Here is an 18,391-nt window from a genome sequence, read left to right as displayed (position 1 = left end):
CCTGAAGGCATTCGGAATAAGCCTCATGTTATCCGGATACCATGCAGAACCTGGGACAGTTGCAGGAAAGATTGTCCGCCGCCTTCGGCGGATCCGCCGCCAAGCCGCTCCAGGAGCGGATGGGGCAGCCCTGCCCGCGACCACGCGCAGCGACACCGACGCCGACACGGCGCCTGCTGTTCTACTGGCTGGGCGGCGCCGGCTTCCTTGCCGCAATGTTGCTCATGCTGCTTGCCCATGCCGGCGACCCGCTGCTGCTCTCAGGCGGGCTCGTCGTTCTCGGCCTTGCGGTCATCGCCAGTTATGCCGTCCTGATGATCCGTCGGCGGAGATCAAACAGGCCTGGCCGCCCGTCCCTGCCGGCGTGGAACGATGGCACGAGGCTGTTCGCCGAGGTGCACGACGTGCTCGGCGACATCACCGTCAGCCGCACCATGGACCGGCGCATCATCTCCGCCAACGATACGTTCCGCCGCCTCACCGGCCGGCTGCGTCCGGAAGGACGCACCTGCGAGGAGATCGGGCTGGCCTTCCGCCCCGGCCCGATCCCACATTGTTACGATGTGGAGATTTCGACGCCGGAGGGGCAGCGCATCTTCCTCTGGCGCGACGTCGTGACCCGCGATCCGGCCAATGGCCGCCTGCTGCTGCAGAGCGTCGCCCGCGACGTTACCGAAGAACGGCTGATCGCGCAGAGCCGCGAGGAGGCTCGCCAGAAGGCCGAATATAGCAGCGCCGCCAAATCCAGGCTGCTTGCCACCGTCAGCCACGAAGTGCGCACGCCGCTTTCGGGCATCCTCGGCATGACGCACCTGATTGCGGAGACGCGGCTGACGCAGGAGCAGCAGAATTATCTGGCAAACATCCGCCAATCCGGCCACGCGCTGACGCAGCTCGTCGAGGACCTGCTCGATTTCTCCACCATCGAGGTGGGCCGCTTCGAGCTTCATCCGCGCTCGGAATCGCTGCGCAAGCTTCTCGAAAGCGTCGTCGAGATGCTCGCCCACCGGGCGCATGAAAAGGGCATCGAGATCGGCGCCACCGTATCATCCGATGTGCCCGAGAATATGAGCTTCGATCCGGCGCGGCTGCGCCAGGTTCTGTTCAACGTCATCGGCAACGCGGTGAAGTTCACCCAGGTCGGCGGCGTCTTCATCCGCGTCTCGCTTGACGCCGGCGACCTCCTGATCACCGTGGCCGATAGCGGTCCCGGCATGACGACGGAGGAGCAGGCCCGCGTTTTCGGCGAGTTCGAGCAGGGCGGAAGCGTTGCCGACAAGAGCGCCGGCACCGGGCTCGGCCTTGCCATCTCCGCCCGTATCATGCGCGAATTCGGCGGCGCATTGACGGTTGCCAGCGAAAAGGGCCGGGGCAGCACATTCACCATCCGCTTCCCCGTCGAACTCGGCACCGAGCGGCCCGACCGGCGCAACATGCTGCTTGCCGGCAACAGCGTCGTGCTGTTGGCGCCGGCCGGGGCTGCGCGCACCGCCATCGCCGAAACGATCACCGCGCTCGGCGGCGTCTGCCATCTCGTCGGCGACGGCGAAACGGCACGGGCAAGGCTGCTCGGCATGGCGACCGGCGGCGGCCGCCCGACCGATATCATCGTCGACCATCGCATGTCGGCGGAATTTTCAGCCCACCTTGCCGATCGCGCCGAAATCGCTGCCCTCGGCCTGCGCAAGGTTCTCCTCGTCAACCCGGAAGAGCGCAGCGCCCATCCGCTCGACCTGTTCGATGCCTGGCTGATCCGGCCGCTGCGCGAACAGTCGCTGATCGATGTGCTGCGCGGGCGCATGCGCGGCATGGAGAAGCGCGACGCGCTGAACGACAACCAGCCGGGCTTCGGGCTTTCGGTGGCGGAGACGCGGGTCGCCGCGAGCGGGCTCAGCATTCTGCTCGGCGAGGACGACCCGATCAATGCGATGCTGGTGCGCGTCGTCCTGGAAAAAGGCGGACACAAGGTGCGCCATGTCGACGATTTCGAGACGCTGCTCGATTGCGCCCTTGGCGAGGTCGATGCCCGGCCCGACATCATCATCAGCGACCTTTCGATGCCCGGCGGCAACGGCATCGACATGCTGGGACGGCTTCGCGGCCACGAAAGGCGGCTCGATCTTGCCCCGGTGCCGGTGATCGTGCTCACCGCCGACAAGAGCGACGAATCACGCCGCCAAGTCTTGCTCAACGGCGCCAACCGCGTCATGGTAAAGCCGGTCGACCCGGTGCGGCTGCTGACCGAAGTTCAGGCGGTCGCAGCACTTTCCGCCCGCCGGGCAGAGGCGCGGTAAGGAGCGTGGAACCGGCAAGGGTTGTTGCAGCGGGAAATGCAATATGTCACTTTCCTGTCGTACAGAAGTGTTTTATGGCGTCGATAAGCCGGCAACGGGAGAATCGCCATGTCCTCCATCGACATTCTGAATCGTGACGTCACCGCGGAGACTGCACGGCCGTCGACGGCTGCTGAGCAGAAGGACGGCGACATCCTCGGCCGGATCGGCAATCTGGAAACCCGCCTTGCCCGCACGGCACGCGAGATCGATGCCGCCCAGGCCGTACGCTACCGCGTCTTCGTCGACGAGATGAAGGCGCAGCTGCCGCAGGAGGCCATGCGGCGCCAGCGCGACGTCGACGCCTATGATGCCTTCTGCGACCATCTTCTCGTTCTCGACCGATTGATCGAGGGCGACCCGGAAGACCAGATCGTCGGCACTTACCGGCTGCTGCGCCAGGATGTCGCGATGGCCAATGGCGGTTTTTACTCGGCTTCCGAATTCGAGATCGATGATCTCATCGCCAAGCATCCCGACAAACGCTTCATGGAACTCGGCCGCTCCTGCGTGCTGCCGGAGTACCGCACCAAGCGCACCGTCGAGCTTCTGTGGCAGGGCAACTGGGCCTATGCGCTGAAGTACGGCATGAGCGCGATGTTCGGCTGCGCTTCGTTCCCCGGCGTCTATCTCGAAAGCCATGCGCTGGCCCTGTCCTTCCTCTATCACAATGTGCTGGCGAAGGACGAATGGGCGGTCGGCGCACTGCCGCATCTCGCCCGCAACATGGATCTGATGCCGGCCGAGGCGGTCAACCCGAAGCGGGCGCTGATGGCCCTGCCGCCGCTGATCAAGGGTTATCTGCGCCTCGGTGCGATGGTCGGCTCCAGCGCGGTCATCGATCATGCCTTCAACACGACCGACGTGCTGATCGTACTGCCGATCTCCAGCATTTCCGACCGCTACCTGAACTATTACGGCGCCGACGCCGGCCGCTTCGCGAGCTGATCGCAATTCATAGTTCTCGCTTCGTCGCACCGCTGCCCGGTTCGCACCGATAGCTGCTCCTCACCCGAACCTGGCGGGTCGAGACATTTGTCTCGACTCCGTTCGGTGGCGGCAGCCCGCACTAGTCTCTTCTTACGAACCACCATAGGCGGCGATTGCCGCCATGTTGACGATGTCGCTGTCCTTGGCGCCCATTGAGGTGATCTGCACCGGCTTGTCGAAGCCGACCAGGATCGGGCCGATTACCGTCGAGCCGCCGAGTTCCTGCAGCATCTTGGTCGAGATCGAGGCCGAGTGGAAGGCCGGCATAACGAGGACATTGGCCGGACCGGAGAGGCGGCAGAACGGATATTGCTCCATCACCTTGCGGTTCAGCGCGACGTCGGCCGCCATCTCGCCGTCATATTCGAAATCGACGCGGCGCCGGTCGAGGATCTTCACCGCCTCGCGCACCCGCTCGGAACGTTCGCCGGAGGGATGGCCGAAGGTGGAATAGGCCAGCAGGGCGACGCGCGGCTGATAGCCCATGCGTCGCGCCAGACCCGCGGCCTCCTCGGCGATATCGGCAAGCTCTTCGGCCGTCGGCATATCGTGCACCGCCGTATCGGCGACGAAGACCGTGCGGCCGCGGCAGAGCGCCAGCGACACGCCGATGACGCGGTGGCCAGGCTTTGCGTCGATGCAGCGGCGCACATCCTCGAGCGCCGTCGAATAGTTGCGGGTGATGCCCGTCACCATGCCGTCGGCGTCGCCGAGCGCCACCATGGTGGCGGCGAAGTGGTTGCGGTCGTTGTGGATCAGCCGCTGCGCGTCGCGGTGGAGATAACCGTGCCGCTGCAGCCGGGCATAGAGATAGTCGATATAGGCCTCGACGCGGGTAGAGATGCGGGCGTTGACGATTTCGAGGCCGGGCCGGTTGAGATCGATGCCGGCACGTTCGGCCGTCGCCCGGATCAGGTCTTCGCGGCCGAGCAGGATGGCGGTGCCGAGCTGCTGGTTGGCGTAGGAAAGTGCGGCGCGCAGGACCTGTTCTTCCTCGGCCTCGGCAAAGACGATCCGCTTCGGGCGCCGGCGCACGCGCTCGTAGAGGCTGGCGAGCGTCGAGGCGATCGGATCGCGACGCGCCGAAAGCTCGCGGGCATAACCGGCCATGTCGGTGATCACCTTGCGGGCGACACCGCTTTCGATCGCAGCTTCTGCAACGGCGACCGGGATTGCCGAGATCAGGCGCGGATCGAAGGGAACCGGAATGATATATTGCGCACCGAAACGCGGCCGGTTGCCCTGGTAGGCGGCGACTACGTCGTCGGGCACATCCTCGCGGGCGAGATTCGCCAGCGCCTTGACGGCGGCGATCTTCATCGCGTCGTTAATGGTGGAGGCACGCACATCGAGGGCGCCGCGGAAGATATAGGGAAAGCCGAGGACGTTGTTGACCTGGTTCGGATAATCGGAACGGCCCGTTGCCATGATGGCGTCGTCGCGGATGCGGGCGACCTCCTCCGGCGTGATTTCGGGATCGGGATTGGCCATGGCAAAGATGATCGGCCGGTCGGCCATCGAGCGGATCATGTCGGCTGAGAAGGCGCCTTTCTGCGACAGGCCGAAGATGACATCCGCACCGTTCATCGCCTCTTCCAGCGCGCGCGCGTCGGTCTTTGCCGCATGCGCCGATTTCCACTGGTTCATGCCCTCGGTGCGGCCCTGGTAGATGACGCCCTTGGTGTCGCAGAGGATGATGTTTTCGGGCGCGAAGCCCATCGCCTTGATCAGTTCGACGCAGGCGATCGCCGCCGCCCCGGCACCGTTGCAGACGAGCTTCGTTGTCTTCAGGTCGCGGCCGGTCAGCTCCAGCGCATTGATCAGGCCGGCGGCGGCAATGATCGCCGTGCCGTGCTGGTCGTCGTGGAAGACCGGAATGTCCATCAGCTCGCGTAGCCGGCTTTCGATGACGAAACAATCCGGCGCCTTGATATCCTCGAGATTGATGCCGCCGAAGGAGGGGCCGAGGAAGCGCACGCAGTTGATGAACTCGTCGACATTTTCCGTGTCGATCTCGAGGTCGATGGAATCGACGTCGGCGAAGCGCTTGAAGAGCACCGACTTGCCTTCCATGACCGGCTTGGACGCCAGCGCGCCGAGATTGCCGAGGCCGAGAATGGCCGTGCCGTTGGATATGACGGCGACCATATTGCCGCGCGCCGTGTAGTCATAGGCGGTCTGCGGATCGGCGGCGATCGCCTTGACGGGAACGGCAACGCCCGGGGAATAGGCGAGCGAGAGGTCGCGCTGCGTCGCCATCGGCTTGGTCGGGTTGATCTCCAGCTTGCCGGGGCGGCCCATGGCGTGAAAATCGAGCGCCTCCTGATCGGTCACCGAGGTCACCGGCCGGTCCTTCTTATCGATATCGGGCATAAATCCTCCAACGTCCTGTGGGCGACGCTTCGCTCTTCCTCAAATGCTGTTGTCATCTATAGCGGCGCGCGGATAGGGTTGGCACCTGTTTTTTTGGGAAAAACTGCACCTCCGTGAACGCACGAATAGACATTGGGAATGAAGCCTTTTCGGCTGCCGAGCTCGCCACGGCGGAAAGCCGCGCCTCGGCGACGCCGATGATGGAGCAATATATCGAGATCAAGGCGAACAATCCGGGTTCGCTGCTGTTCTATCGCATGGGCGACTTCTACGAGCTGTTCTTCGAAGACGCGCTGGAGGCCGCCCGCGCGCTCGGCATCACGCTGACGAAGCGCGGCCAGCACATGGGCCAGGATATCCCGATGTGCGGCGTCCCCGTGCATGCGGCCGACGATTACCTGCAGAAGCTGATTTCGCTCGGTTTCCGCGTCGCCGTCTGCGAACAGATCGAAGATCCGGCCGAAGCCAAGAAGCGCGGCGGCAAATCCGTCGTCAAGCGCGACGTCGTTCGTCTCGTCACGCCCGGCACGATCACCGAGGAAAAGCTGCTCTCGCCATCGGAATCCAACTATCTGATGGCGCTGGCGCGCATTCGCGGCGGAGCGGAGCCGGCGCTGGCGCTTGCCTGGATCGATATTTCCACCGGCGTCTTCCGCCTGGCCGAGACGGAAGCCTCGCGGCTGCTTGCCGATATCCTGCGCCTCGATCCGCGCGAGCTGATCCTGCCCGATACGATCTTCCACGATCCCGAACTCAAGCCCGTTTTCGACGTGCTCGGCCGCACCGCCGTGCCGCAGCCTTCCGTGCTCTTCGACAGCGCCAGCGCCGAAGGCCGGATCGCGCGATATTTCGGCGTCGCCACACTCGACGGCTTCGGCAGCTTCTCGCGCGCCGAGCTGGCGGCGGCGGCCGCCGCCGTCGCCTATGTCGAGAAGACGCAGATCGCCGAGCGGCCGCCGCTTGGCAAGCCCGAGCGGGAAAGTGCGGCGTCGACGCTCTTCATCGATCCTGCCACTCGCGCCAATCTGGAACTCGCCCGCACGCTGTCGGGCGAGCGTAACGGCTCGCTCTTGAAGGCGATCGACCGCACCGTCACCGGCGGAGGCGCGCGGCTTCTCGCCGAACGGCTGATGTCGCCGCTGACCGACCCCACCCGCATCAATGCGCGGCTGGATTCGATCGGCTTCCTGATTGACGAGCCTTCGCTCTGCGGAAATCTGCGCGACACGCTGAAACATGTCCCCGACATGCCGCGCGCGCTCTCGCGCCTGGCGCTCGATCGCGGCGGACCGCGCGATCTCTCGGCGATCCGCCAGGGGCTTCAAGCAGCAGCCGAACTTGCCGAGATGCTTGGACAGGCGATGCTGCCCGAAGAGCTCGGCGAGGCGCTCGCGGGATTGAAGGCTCTGCCCCCGACCCTCGAAAACCTGCTTGCCGAGACGCTCGCCGATGAACTGCCGCTGTTGAAACGCGACGGCGGCTTCCTGCGCGATGGCGCGAGCGCCGAGCTCGACGAGGTCCGGGCGCTGCGCGACCAATCCCGCCGCGTCATCGCCGGTCTGCAATTGCAATATGCCGAGGAGACCGGCATCCGGTCGCTGAAAATCAAGCACAACAATATCCTCGGCTATTTCATCGAGGTGACCGCCGGCAATGCCGCCCCGATGACGGATACGGCGGAGGCGAAGGCACGCTTCATCCATCGCCAGACGATGGCGAGCGCCATGCGCTTCACTACGACCGAGCTTGCGGATCTCGAAAGCCGCATCGCCAATGCCGCCGACCGGGCGCTGGCGATCGAACTCGAAGCCTTCGACAGGATGACGGCGGCCGTCGTGGCTGAAGCCGAGGCAATCAAGGCAGGCGCCAGGGCGCTTGCTGTGATCGACGTCGCCGCGGGCCTGGCGCTGCTGGCCGAAGAGCAGGCCTATTGCCGGCCGCAGGTCGACTGCTCGAAGATGTTTGCGATCGAGGGCGGGCGCCATCCGGTCGTCGAACAGGCGCTGCGCCGCCAGGCCGGCGGCCCCTTCGTCGCCAACAATTGCGATCTCTCGCCAAAGACCGGCGAAAAGGACGGGGCGATCTGGCTGCTGACCGGTCCGAACATGGGCGGTAAATCGACCTTCCTGCGCCAGAACGCACTGATCTCCATCCTGGCACAGATGGGCTCCTTCGTGCCGGCAACATCGGCCCATATCGGCATCGTCGACCGGCTGTTCTCGCGCGTCGGCGCATCCGACGACCTGGCGCGCGGACGCTCCACCTTCATGGTCGAGATGGTCGAAACGGCGGCGATCCTCAACCAGGCGAGCGACCGTTCCCTCGTCATCCTCGACGAAATCGGCCGCGGCACCGCCACCTTCGACGGTCTGTCGATCGCCTGGGCCGCCGTCGAGCACCTGCATGAGGCCAATCGCTGCCGCGGCCTCTTCGCCACGCATTTCCACGAGCTGACCGTGCTGTCGGAAAAGCTTGGCCGGCTATCGAACGCCACGATGCGCGTCAAGGAATGGGACGGCGACGTCATCTTCCTGCACGAGGTCGGGCCGGGCGCGGCCGACCGCTCCTACGGCATACAGGTCGCCCGTCTTGCCGGGCTTCCGGCCTCGGTCGTGGCGCGGGCCCGCGACGTGCTCACCCGCCTCGAAGATGCCGACCGCAAGAATCCGGCGAGCCAGCTGATCGACGACCTGCCGCTGTTCCAGGTGGCGGTGCGCCGTGAGGACACGGCCCGCGGCCCGTCCAAGGTCGAGGAGGCACTGAAGGCGATGAACCTCGACGACATGACGCCGCGCGAGGCGATGGATGCCCTTTACGACCTCAAGAAGAAGCTGAAATAGGAGCGCGCGCCATGTTCATGGAAAAGCTGGTTCGCGAAACCGAGCGCCTGTCGCTCATCTGCTCGATGCTCGACACGATGCGGCGCGCCGACAAGGATCGCAATGCCCGCGGCTGGACGTCACCGATCGGCCTGCTGAAAATCACCCGCTCCTGCGCTATGATCTCTGAACTCGCAACGTCGATCGCCAAAGCAGGTTATGGCGAATGCGACAGGGCAACGCTCGAGGAGATTCTGCGCGAGACCCGGCAGGTGCTGTATTCGCTGCATGCGCACGTCGCAGGCTGAGGCTTTTCGGCAAGACCGCCGCTGGCGACAAAGCGTCCCGCATTGCAGCATGGCAACACCATTTCGCCAAATTTAAAGGTTCTTGCAGTATGAAGCCCCGTGTCAATCGCCGGGCAATGAGGTTATAGCGCATGCAGATGAAACGTGAGGCAAGCCCCGATCCGGCAGCCCGGCATGAACAGGAAACCGCTCCTGTGAGCGCGATGCGCGACCTCGATTTCTCCGATATCCTTGACGTCGAGCTTCTGCAGAAGCAGTGCGACGCCGTTGTCGAGGCCAACCGGACCCGGCCCGACATCATGCGCGCCGATCTTCTGGCGGCGCTGAAAAGGGCGAGCACCGAAGGCCGGCAGAGGGCGCGCGCGGCCCTGGCCGCCGACGGCAGCGGGCTCAAATGCGCCTATCGGATTTCCTGGCTTCAGGACCAGATCATCACCGTCCTCCACAATTTCGCCACGACGCATATCTTTCCGCAGCAGAAGGACAAATTCGCGGTCACCGCCGTCGGCGGTTACGGCCGCGACACGCTGGCGCCCGGCTCGGATATCGACCTGCTCTTTCTCTTCCTGCCGAGGCCGGCGGACGAGACGCACAAGGCGGTCGAATTCATGCTCTATATGCTCTGGGACATGGGTTTCAAGGTCGGCCATGCCACCCGGACGGTGGAGGAATGCATCGCGCTGTCCAAGTCCGACATGACGATCCGCACCGCCATCCTGGAGATGCGCTATATTTGCGGCCTGCAGCGGCTGGAAACCGAGCTCGAAGCCCGTTTCGACAAGGAGATCGTCACCGGCACCGGCCCCGAATTCATCGCCGCCAAGCTGGCCGAACGCGATGAGCGCCACCGCAAGGCGGGCGACACGCGTTACCTCGTCGAACCGAACGTCAAGGAAGGCAAGGGCGGGCTTCGCGACCTGCACACGCTGTTCTGGATCTCCAAATATTATTATCACGTGCGCGACCAGGCGGAGCTGGTCAAGCTCGGCGTCTTGTCGAAGCACGAATATCGACTGCTGCAGAAAGCCGACGATTTTCTCTGGGCGGTGCGTTGCCATATGCATTTCCTGACCGGCAAGGCCGAGGAACGGCTGTCCTTCGATATCCAGCGCGAGATCGCCGAAGCCTTCGGCTACCATACCCGCCCCGGCCTTTCGGCGGTCGAGCGCTTCATGAAGCACTACTTCCTCGTCGCCAAGGATGTCGGCGATCTTACCCGCATCCTCTGCGCTGCACTCGAAGATCAGCAGGCCAAATCGATCCCGGGCCTGACCGGCGTCATCAGCCGCTTCACCCATCGCACGCGCAAGATTGCCGGCAGCGTCGAATTCGTCGAAGACCGCGGCCGCATCGCACTCGCCGACGCCGAGGTCTTCAAACGCGATCCCGTCAGCATCATCCGGCTCTTCCACGTCGCCGACATCAACGGGCTGGAATTCCATCCGGACGCACTGAAACGCGTCACCCGCTCGCTTGCCCTGATCGATAATACGCTCAGGGAAAACGACGAGGCAAACCGCCTGTTCATGTCGATCCTGACGTCGAAGCGCGATCCGGCGCTCATCCTGCGGCGCATGAACGAGGCCGGCGTGCTCGGCCGTTTCATTCCCGAATTCGGCAAAATCGTCGCGATGATGCAGTTCAACATGTATCACCACTATACCGTCGACGAGCATCTGATCCGCACCGTCGACGTCCTCTCCGAAATCGACAAGTCACGCGCGGAGGACCTGCATCCGCTCGCCAACAAGTTGATTTCGGGGATCGAGGAGCGCGAGGCGCTCTATGTCGCCGTTCTCCTCCATGACATCGCCAAGGGCCGCCAGGAGGATCATTCGATCGCCGGTGCCCGTGTCGCCCGCAAGCTCTGCGCCCGCTTCGGCCTGTCGCAGAAGCAGACGGAACTCGTCGTCTGGCTGATCGAGGAACATCTGACCATGTCGATGGTGGCGCAGACCCGCGACCTCACCGACCGTAAGACGATCATCGACTTCGCCGACCGCGTGCAGTCGCTCGACCGGCTGAAGATGCTGTTGATCCTGACGATCTGCGATATTCGCGCCGTCGGCCCCGGCGTATGGAACGGCTGGAAGGGCCAGCTGCTGCGCACGCTCTATTACGAAACCGAACTGCTTCTGGCCGGCGGCTTTTCAGAGGTCTCGCGCAAGGAGCGGGCCAATGCTGCCGCCGAGGCACTGCGCGCTGCGCTCGCCGACTGGAGCCAGAAGGACCGCAATACCTATACCAAGCTGCACTACCAGCCCTATCTGCTCTCCGTCCCGCTGGAGGACCAGATCCGCCACGCCCATTTCATCCGCCAGGCCGACAAGTCGGGCCAGGCGCTCGCCACCATGGTGCGCACCGACAGTTTCCACGCCATCACCGAAATCACTGTGCTGTCGCCCGACCATCCGCGCCTGCTTGCCGTCATTGCCGGCGCCTGTGCCGCGGCCGGCGCCAACATCGTCGACGCGCAGATCTTCACGACGTCGGACGGACGGGCGCTCGACACAATCCATGTCAGCCGCGAATTTGCCGACGATGCCGACGAATTGCGCCGCGCCGCCACGATCGGTCGGATGATCGAAGATGTGCTGTCCGGCCGCAAGCGCCTGCCCGAGGTCATTGCCACGCGCACGCGCAACCGCAAGAAGAGCAAGGCCTTCGTCATTCCGCCGTCGATCAACATCACCAACAGCCTGTCGAATAAGTTCACCGTCATCGAGGTCGAATGCCTCGACCGGCCGGGATTGCTGTCGGAAATGACAGCGGTGCTCTCCGATCTGTCGCTCGACATCCAGTCGGCGCGCATCACCACGTTCGGCGAAAAGGTGATCGACACCTTCTACGTCACCGACCTTGTCGGCCAGAAGATATCGGGCGACAGCAAGCGCGCCAACATCACCGCCCGGATGAAGGCCGTGATGGCCGAGGAGGAGGACGAACTGCGCGAACGCATGCCTTCCGGCATTATCGCGCCGGCCGCCACCCGGATATCGCCCCCCGCAGAAAAGAAAGCCGATTCTCCCACATGAGCCCGCACGCATGAGCCTCGTCAAGAAATTCGCGACCGTCGGAGGCGCCACCCTCGGCAGCCGCATCTTCGGTTTCGCCCGCGAAACACTGATGGCGGCGGCGCTCGGCACCGGGCCGATGGCCGACGTCTTCTACGCCGCCTTCCGCTTCCCGAACCTCTTCCGCCGGCTGTTTGCCGAAGGCGCTTTCAACGCCGCCTTCGTGCCGCTCTTTGCCAAGGAGATCGAGGCGAACGGCACCGACGGCGCCAAGCGCTTTTCGGAAGAGGTCTTCGGCGTCCTGTTTTCGGTGCTGCTCCTCATCACCATCGTGATGGAGCTTGCCATGCCGCTCTTGGTGCGCTTCATCATCGCGCCGGGCTTTGCCGACGATCCCGACAAGTTCTCGATCACGATCCGCATGGCGGCCGTGATGTTTCCCTATCTCATGTGCATGTCGCTGACGGCGATGATGAGCGGCATGCTGAATTCGCTGCATCATTTCTTCGCCGCCGCCATCGCTCCCGTTTTCCTCAACGTGGTGATGATCGCGGCGCTGTTTTATTCGCTCTATACCGGCGCCGATCCGCTGGCGACGGCCTGGTATCTTTCCTGGGGTGTGCTCATGGCCGGCCTGCTGCAGCTCGCCGTCGTCTATATCGGCGTGCTGGCCGCCGGCATGAGCATCGGCCTGCGCTTCCCGAAGATGACGCCGAATGTCAAGCGGCTGCTGATACTGGCGGTGCCGGCCGCGGTGACCGGCGGCATTACCCAGATCAACCAGCTGATCGGCCAGGCGATCGCCTCCTCCCGTGACGGCGCGATCGCAGCGCTGCAATATGCCGACCGGATCTACCAGCTGCCGCTCGGCGTCGTCGGTGTTGGCGTCGGCGTCGTGCTGCTGCCGGAACTGGCCCGGGCGCTGAAGGGCGGCGCGTTACGCGAAGCGGCAAACCTGCAGAACCGTTCGATCGAATTCGTGCTGTTCCTGACCATTCCCGCCGCCTTCGCCCTCTGGATCCTGTCCGACGAGATCATTCGCGTGCTCTACGAGCGCGGCGCCTTCCACCAGGAAAATACCCTCGTCGTCGGCTCGATCCTGGCCATTTACGGCATAGGCCTGCCGGCCTTCGTGCTGATCAAGGCGCTGCAGCCGGGCTTCTATGCCCGAGAGGACACCAAGACGCCGATGCGCTTCTCGGCGATCGCAGTGGGGACCAACTGCGCGACGGCGCTGACCCTGTTCCCCTTTATGGGCGCGCCCGGCATCGCTGTCGCCGAAGCCACCGCCGGCTGGATCAGCACGCTGCTGCTGTTCACCACGCTTTTGCGCCGCGGCCATCTGACCTGGGAATGGGCGCTGGCAAAACGCGCCGCCCTGCTGATCGTCGCCTCGGCCGTCATGGCCGCGGCAATCGTCTTCCTCAAGCAATATTGGGCGCCGTGGCTCGCCTCCGGCGCGCCGCTTCTGACCAAGGTCGGTACGCTGGGGCTGCTAATCGCAATCGCAATGCTCATCTATTTCGCCGCCGCCTTCCTGATCGGCGGAGCCGACCTCGGCATGATTCGGCGCAATCTGAACCGCAAGCCGGTGCCGGCGAAGGATGCACAAAGCTAGTTGATTGCCGAGAAAGCCCCTCATCCGGCTGCCGCCACCTTCTCCCCGTTCTGACGGGGAGAAGGGACTTGCCGCGCCGCCGCGCCTCTCGTAGGCACGTCCCCTCGCCCCCTTTATGGGGAGAGGGTTAGGGTGAGGGGCAAAAGCCGCCGGCGCAAACCTGACCGCCGCGGCACAAAACCCCTGCACACTTTTCTCGCTCGCCTAACAATCGACCCATCGTCTCTGCGGGCCGACATCGACATGAATGATGCCGTTGCAATAGCTGCCGATGCCGCCGATGCCTGGAGCTGTCTTGGCGGCAGCAATGATGGTTCGTTCCGAAAGGCCCGGCACCCGGATATCGGCCGCCAGGCATTTTCCATGCAGGGAGCCATGACGGCGGGGATGTGGCCGGAGGCCGGAGGTAACAATCGGGCGGCGTCCGGTCTTTGCGGCGATATGTGAGAGGATCGCTCGCAGGCGCTCTGGAAAACAGCCGGCGCGCACGCTGACGGTCTGAACCGCATAGGCAAGTCGCGTCTCATGCTTGGGAAGATGAACGGCCGGTCTCTTGCTGTCTTGACCGACGGCATCGGTTGCGGATTGTAGGGCGAAAAGGCCTGCCATGACGAGCAAACGGGTGTTCTGCATGGTCCCCTCCGGGCGGTTGGCCTGGCGACTGACGGGCCGCCAGTGTGCGGAGAGGATTTTCAGTTCAATAAGAGCTTTTCTGTGAAATTTTATACTCATTTTGAACTAAGGACGCTGATCAATTCGGCTTAAAAGTGAGCATCCTTCGCGTTCTAGATGGAATAAACATCCAAACATGGGAGATCACATGACCGTCCAGTCTCTTTTTCTCGTCACGCTCGTCGTCGACGATTACGACCGCGCCAAAGGCTTCTATTGCGGCCCCCTCGGTTTCGATTGCCTTCAGGACGAGCCCCAGCCGGAGGGCAAGCGCTGGGTGGTCGTGAAGCCGAAAGGCGGGGATGGCGCAGCCTTTCTGCTGGCGCAGGCGGCAAACCAGGCGCAGCGCGCGGCAATCGGCAACCAGACGGGCGGCCGCGTCGGCTTCTTCCTGAAGACTGACGATTTCGCCCGCGATCATGCCGCCATGCTTGCCGCCGGCGTGCGCTTTCTGGAGCAGCCCAGGCATGAGGTCTACGGCACGGTCGCCGTCTTTGCGGATCCTTACGGCAACACCTTCGACCTGATCCAGCATGCTGCAGCCCCAACCACTTGATTGCGACCGGTCGCCCGTGCATAAGCCGCGGCGTTAGCAACATAGGCGAAAAGCCTTGGGGCCCTCCACCAGCCTATTGAGGACGACATGAGCGAATTCAAGAAACTCGTATTCTCCGGCGTGCAGCCGACCGGCAATCTGCATCTCGGCAACTACCTCGGTGCCATCCGCCGCTTCGTGGCGCTGCAGGAAGGCAATGACTGCATCTATTGCGTCGTCGACATGCATGCGCTCACGGCCCAGCTGGTGCACGAGGACATGCCGAGCCAGACGCGCTCGATCGCCGCCGCCTTTATCGCCGCCGGCATCGATCCGGAAAAGCATATCGTCTTCAACCAGTCGGCTGTGCCGCAGCATGCGGAACTTGCCTGGATCTTCAACTGCGTCGCCCGCATCGGCTGGATGAACCGCATGACGCAGTTCAAGGACAAGGCCGGCAAGGACCGCGAGCAGGCATCGCTCGGTCTCTACGCCTATCCGAGCCTGATGGCCGCCGATATTCTCGTCTATCGCGCCACTCATGTGCCGGTCGGCGAGGACCAGAAGCAGCACCTGGAGCTTGCCCGCGATATCGCGATGAAGTTCAACCTCGATTATGCCGAGCATATTCGCAAGACCGGTTACGGCATCGACATCACCGTCGGCGACGAGCCGGTGCATGCCTATTTTCCGATGGTCGAGCCGCTGATCGGCGGGCCGGCGCCGCGCGTCATGTCGCTGCGCGACGGCACCAAGAAAATGTCGAAATCCGATCCCTCCGACCTTTCGCGCATCAATCTGATGGACGACGAGGAGGCGATCTCGAAGAAGATCCGCAAGGCCAAGACCGATCCGGACGGTTTGCCGAGCGAGGTCGAGGGGCTACAGGGCCGGCCGGAGGCCGACAATCTGGTGGCGATCTATGCCGCGCTCGCCGACAAATCGAAGGCCGAGGTGCTTGCCGAATTCGGCGGCCAGCAATTCTCCTTCTTCAAGCCGGCGCTGGTCGATCTTGCCATCCATGTGCTGGCGCCGATCACCGGCGAGATGCGCCGGCTGATGGACGACACCAGCCATATTGATGCAATCCTGCGCAAGGGCGGAGAACGGGCCAGGGCCCGCGCCGATGTGACGATGAAGCAGGTGCGCGACGTCATCGGCTTCCTGTACTGAGACACCTCTCCTCGTCGCGCCGTCGATGGTGCGGCGGCTGTCTTCCTGAGCGCACGAATCTTGACCGGGTCACAGCAAAACTGGCTTGCAAATTTTCCGCTTCGGGTGTCAGAGTCCGCCCATGGTATCGAAGCGACTCTCACGGCTCGAAGGTCACCGCCGCAAATTCATGGCGGTGATCGACGGGACACCCGAATGCCAGCGCGCCGTTCATTATGCTGGCCGGCGCGCGAAGAATTCCAATGGCGGCCTGGTGCTGCTCTATGTGATTCCCAACGGCGATTTCCAGCAATGGCTCGGCGTCGAGGAGATCATGCGGGCCGAGGCGCGCGAGGAAGCCGAGGCAATCGTCGCCAAGATCGCGCAAATCGTGCGCGAGACGATCGGCATCGAACCGGAGGTCGTCATCCGTGAAGGCAGTGCGGCCGAGCAGATCAATGCCGTGATCGAGGAAGACCGCGACGTGGCAATCCTCGTTCTTGCCGCCGGCTCGGCGAAGGAAGGCCCGGGACCCCTGGTTTCGTCGGTCGCCGGACGCGCGGCGGCGTTTCCAATTCCCGTGACCGTGCTGCCGGATACGCTGACCAATGAGGAAATCGACGCCCTCTGCTGAGCTTATTTCTTGAGTACGAGTCTCTTGATTAGATCAGCCAATGGGCTTATCTTCTTTTGAAGAATTCTAAAGACGGCCGAGACCATGGGCCGGCCGCATGGAGAACCAGATGTTCATTCAGACCGAAGCCACACCGAACCCCGCCACGCAGAAGTTCCTGCCGGGCAAGGTGGTGATGGAAAACGGCACCGCCGAGTTCCGCAGCGCCGAAGAGGCTGAAGCTTCGCCGCTCGCCGCCCGCCTGTTCGAAATACCGGGCGTCACCGGTGTCTATTTCGGCTATGATTTCATTTCCGTCTCCAAAGACGACGCCGAATGGCAGCATCTTAAGCCGGCTATACTGGGCTCCATCATGGAGCACTTCATGTCCGGCAAGCCGGTTATGGGCGATGCCTCCATCCTCTCCGAAGATGTCGATGCCGGCGACGAATTCTTCGATGAAGGTGATGAGTCGATCGTGCTGACCATCAAGGAACTTTTGGAGACCCGCGTGCGCCCGGCCGTTGCCCAGGACGGCGGCGACATCACCTTCCGCGGCTTCAAGGACGGCAAGGTCTATCTGAACATGAAAGGCTCCTGCTCCGGCTGCCCGTCTTCGACGGCGACGCTGAAGCATGGCGTCCAGAACCTGCTGCGCCATTTCGTTCCCGAAGTGCAGGAAGTGATTGCCGCTTGAAAATCTCGAATTCGCCCCCGCCGTTCATCTCAGGTTCGGCCGGACGGGTTTATGGTTAGGCAACAGCAGTTTATTCGGAAACTTATGGCATGATCATTCTGGCGCTCGACACCGCGGGTGTGGATTGCGCTGCCGCCGTTTACGACAGCGGCAGGAATACGGTGCTGGGGGAGGCATCGGACATGATCGGGAAGGGGCATGCTGAACATCTGATCGATATAGTCGACCGTGCGCTGGGTCAGGCCGACATAACGCTGTCTGATATTGACCGGCTTGCCGTTACCATCGGCCCCGGCTCCTTTACCGGTATCCGCGTCGGCGTTGCCGCAGCCCGTGGTTTTGCGCTTTCCCTCAATGTGCCTGTCGTCGGCGTCACTACGCTCGAAGTGATGGCATCAGCCCAGCGTGAGAAGACCCCCGGCCGCGCCGTGCTGGCGGCGATGGACGCCAAGCGCGACGAAATCTATCTCCAGTCCTTCGCGGCCGATGGTTCCCCGCTTGATGCGCCCCGGGCGGCAAGCGTCGCCGAGGCCCAGGCTTTCGCCGCCGGCTTCGACGGCGAGATCACCGGTTCGGCAACGCCGCTCCTCAAGGCCGGCGTCGGTGGCGATAACGCCAATGTCTTCCCGATTTCGGTGGTGGCGCGCCTGGGTGCTGCCGCCTCTGCCGATGCCGGAAAACCCAAGCCCCTTTATCTGCGCGGACCGGATGCCAAGCCGCAGGCCGGATATGCGATTGCACGACGAGTGTGACCATGCTGGAAGCCTATCTGACGCTTAAGCCGGAATTCGAGATCATTGCCATGGAGCGCGAGGATTGCCACGACGTCGCCATGCTGCACGGCGAGCGGTTTGCCCGGCCCTGGGGCGACGGCGAGTTTCACAGCCTGCTGTCGCAGGAGACGGTGTTCGGCTTCGTCGCGCGCCAGACCAATGCCATCCTGAAAAAGCCGCTTCCCGGCTTCATCCTTGCCCGCGAGGTGGCCGGCGAGGCCGAGATCCTGACGATCGCCGTGCAGGCGAAAGTCGCCCGCGCCGGGCTCGGCTGGCGGTTGATGCAGGCGGCGATGCGCGAGGCGCGGGCACGTGGCGGCGAGACCATGTTTCTCGAGGTCGACAACGGCAATACGGCGGCGCTTGGCCTCTACCGCAAGCTCGGCTTTGAAAAGGTCGGCGAGCGCCAGGGCTATTACAAACAGGAAAACGGCGCCCTTTCCACGGCGCTTGTCATGAAGCGCGTTCTTCGATAGTTCCGTGGCAGAGAGATG

The 18,391-nt window shown here is 63.6% G+C and carries 14 protein-coding genes; 12 read left to right on the top strand and 2 right to left on the bottom strand.

Translation table 11 applies throughout. The features are described 5' to 3' along the window. Window positions 1-41 precede the first annotated feature (41 nt). On the top strand, window positions 42-2,294 hold the full coding sequence (locus J0663_RS10735; RefSeq protein ID WP_207244357.1) for a PAS domain-containing hybrid sensor histidine kinase/response regulator: 2,253 nt from the start codon (window positions 42-44) through the stop codon (window positions 2,292-2,294). Window positions 2,295-2,402: 108 nt separating this feature from the next. Further along, on the top strand, window positions 2,403-3,281 hold the full coding sequence (gene olsB, locus J0663_RS10730) for a l-ornithine N(alpha)-acyltransferase (RefSeq protein WP_207244356.1): 879 nt from the start codon (window positions 2,403-2,405) through the stop codon (window positions 3,279-3,281). Between the two features lie 132 nt (window positions 3,282-3,413). Here olsB and J0663_RS10725 read toward each other — a convergent pair whose 3' ends face one another. After that, the gene (locus J0663_RS10725; RefSeq protein ID WP_207244355.1) at window positions 3,414-5,696 is read right to left on the bottom strand and encodes an NADP-dependent malic enzyme; all 2,283 of its coding nucleotides are present in this window, start codon (window positions 5,694-5,696) and stop codon (window positions 3,414-3,416) included. 113 nt (window positions 5,697-5,809) lie between these two features. Between J0663_RS10725 and mutS the strand changes: the two genes are divergently transcribed. From mutS to murJ, 4 genes are all read left to right on the top strand, one after another. Continuing rightward, window positions 5,810-8,536 (top strand): DNA mismatch repair protein MutS, encoded by a 2,727-nt coding sequence (mutS, locus tag J0663_RS10720; protein ID WP_207244354.1) that lies wholly within the window; start codon window positions 5,810-5,812, stop codon window positions 8,534-8,536. Between the two features lie 11 nt (window positions 8,537-8,547). Then, window positions 8,548-8,823 (top strand): hypothetical protein, encoded by a 276-nt coding sequence (locus J0663_RS10715; RefSeq protein WP_207244353.1) that lies wholly within the window; start codon window positions 8,548-8,550, stop codon window positions 8,821-8,823. Between the two features lie 131 nt (window positions 8,824-8,954). Then, window positions 8,955-11,858, top strand: coding sequence for a [protein-PII] uridylyltransferase (locus J0663_RS10710; protein WP_207244352.1), 2,904 nt, complete (start codon window positions 8,955-8,957; stop codon window positions 11,856-11,858). A gap of 10 nt (window positions 11,859-11,868) precedes the next feature. Further along, a complete protein-coding gene (gene murJ, locus J0663_RS10705; protein ID WP_207244351.1) occupies window positions 11,869-13,455 on the top strand; it encodes a murein biosynthesis integral membrane protein MurJ in 1,587 nt (528 codons plus the stop codon). 204 nt (window positions 13,456-13,659) lie between these two features. Here murJ and J0663_RS10700 read toward each other — a convergent pair whose 3' ends face one another. Continuing rightward, on the bottom strand, window positions 13,660-14,088 hold the full coding sequence (locus J0663_RS10700) for a YcbK family protein (RefSeq protein WP_085776727.1): 429 nt from the start codon (window positions 14,086-14,088) through the stop codon (window positions 13,660-13,662). Window positions 14,089-14,275: 187 nt separating this feature from the next. On the opposite strand from J0663_RS10700, the gene J0663_RS10695 reads away from it, so the two are divergent. From J0663_RS10695 to J0663_RS10670, 6 genes are all read left to right on the top strand, one after another. Further along, a complete protein-coding gene (locus J0663_RS10695; RefSeq protein ID WP_207244350.1) occupies window positions 14,276-14,683 on the top strand; it encodes a VOC family protein in 408 nt (135 codons plus the stop codon). Between the two features lie 87 nt (window positions 14,684-14,770). Further along, window positions 14,771-15,835: a tryptophan--tRNA ligase gene (trpS, locus tag J0663_RS10690; RefSeq protein WP_207244349.1), complete on the top strand. Its 1,065-nt coding sequence runs from the start codon at window positions 14,771-14,773 to the stop codon at window positions 15,833-15,835. Window positions 15,836-15,956: 121 nt separating this feature from the next. Continuing rightward, window positions 15,957-16,448 carry a universal stress protein gene (locus J0663_RS10685; RefSeq protein WP_207244348.1) on the top strand — a complete coding sequence of 164 codons (492 nt, stop codon included), beginning with the start codon at window positions 15,957-15,959 and terminating at the stop codon, window positions 16,446-16,448. Between the two features lie 109 nt (window positions 16,449-16,557). Further along, entirely contained in the window at window positions 16,558-17,124 is a 567-nt protein-coding gene (locus J0663_RS10680; protein ID WP_207244347.1) for a NifU family protein, read from the top strand. Between the two features lie 89 nt (window positions 17,125-17,213). Continuing rightward, window positions 17,214-17,876, top strand: coding sequence for a tRNA (adenosine(37)-N6)-threonylcarbamoyltransferase complex dimerization subunit type 1 TsaB (gene tsaB / locus J0663_RS10675; protein ID WP_207244346.1), 663 nt, complete (start codon window positions 17,214-17,216; stop codon window positions 17,874-17,876). A 2-nt stretch (window positions 17,877-17,878) separates the two neighbouring features. After that, window positions 17,879-18,373: a GNAT family N-acetyltransferase gene (locus tag J0663_RS10670; RefSeq protein ID WP_207244345.1), complete on the top strand. Its 495-nt coding sequence runs from the start codon at window positions 17,879-17,881 to the stop codon at window positions 18,371-18,373. Window positions 18,374-18,391: the final 18 nt, after the last annotated feature.

Origin of the sequence: Rhizobium lentis (genome assembly GCF_017352135.1) — a bacterium.
Classification (GTDB): domain Bacteria; phylum Pseudomonadota; class Alphaproteobacteria; order Rhizobiales; family Rhizobiaceae; genus Rhizobium; species Rhizobium lentis.
The sequence above is the reverse complement of the archived record's forward strand: the minus strand, read 5'-3'. Positions and strand labels throughout refer to the sequence as shown.

Coding starts and splice junctions, on each gene's coding strand:
- J0663_RS10725 (WP_207244355.1), bottom strand. CDS start 5,696: ATGCCCGATATCGATAAGAAGGACCGGCCGGTGACCTCGGTGACCGAT.
- J0663_RS10670 (WP_207244345.1), top strand. CDS start 17,879: ATGCTGGAAGCCTATCTGACGCTTAAGCCGGAATTCGAGATCATTGCC.
- murJ (WP_207244351.1), top strand. CDS start 11,869: ATGAGCCTCGTCAAGAAATTCGCGACCGTCGGAGGCGCCACCCTCGGC.
- J0663_RS10700 (WP_085776727.1), bottom strand. CDS start 14,088: ATGCAGAACACCCGTTTGCTCGTCATGGCAGGCCTTTTCGCCCTACAA.
- J0663_RS10695 (WP_207244350.1), top strand. CDS start 14,276: ATGACCGTCCAGTCTCTTTTTCTCGTCACGCTCGTCGTCGACGATTAC.
- J0663_RS10680 (WP_207244347.1), top strand. CDS start 16,558: ATGTTCATTCAGACCGAAGCCACACCGAACCCCGCCACGCAGAAGTTC.
- J0663_RS10715 (WP_207244353.1), top strand. CDS start 8,548: ATGTTCATGGAAAAGCTGGTTCGCGAAACCGAGCGCCTGTCGCTCATC.
- trpS (WP_207244349.1), top strand. CDS start 14,771: ATGAGCGAATTCAAGAAACTCGTATTCTCCGGCGTGCAGCCGACCGGC.
- tsaB (WP_207244346.1), top strand. CDS start 17,214: ATGATCATTCTGGCGCTCGACACCGCGGGTGTGGATTGCGCTGCCGCC.
- J0663_RS10710 (WP_207244352.1), top strand. CDS start 8,955: ATGCAGATGAAACGTGAGGCAAGCCCCGATCCGGCAGCCCGGCATGAA.
- J0663_RS10735 (WP_207244357.1), top strand. CDS start 42: ATGCAGAACCTGGGACAGTTGCAGGAAAGATTGTCCGCCGCCTTCGGC.
- J0663_RS10685 (WP_207244348.1), top strand. CDS start 15,957: ATGGTATCGAAGCGACTCTCACGGCTCGAAGGTCACCGCCGCAAATTC.
- olsB (WP_207244356.1), top strand. CDS start 2,403: ATGTCCTCCATCGACATTCTGAATCGTGACGTCACCGCGGAGACTGCA.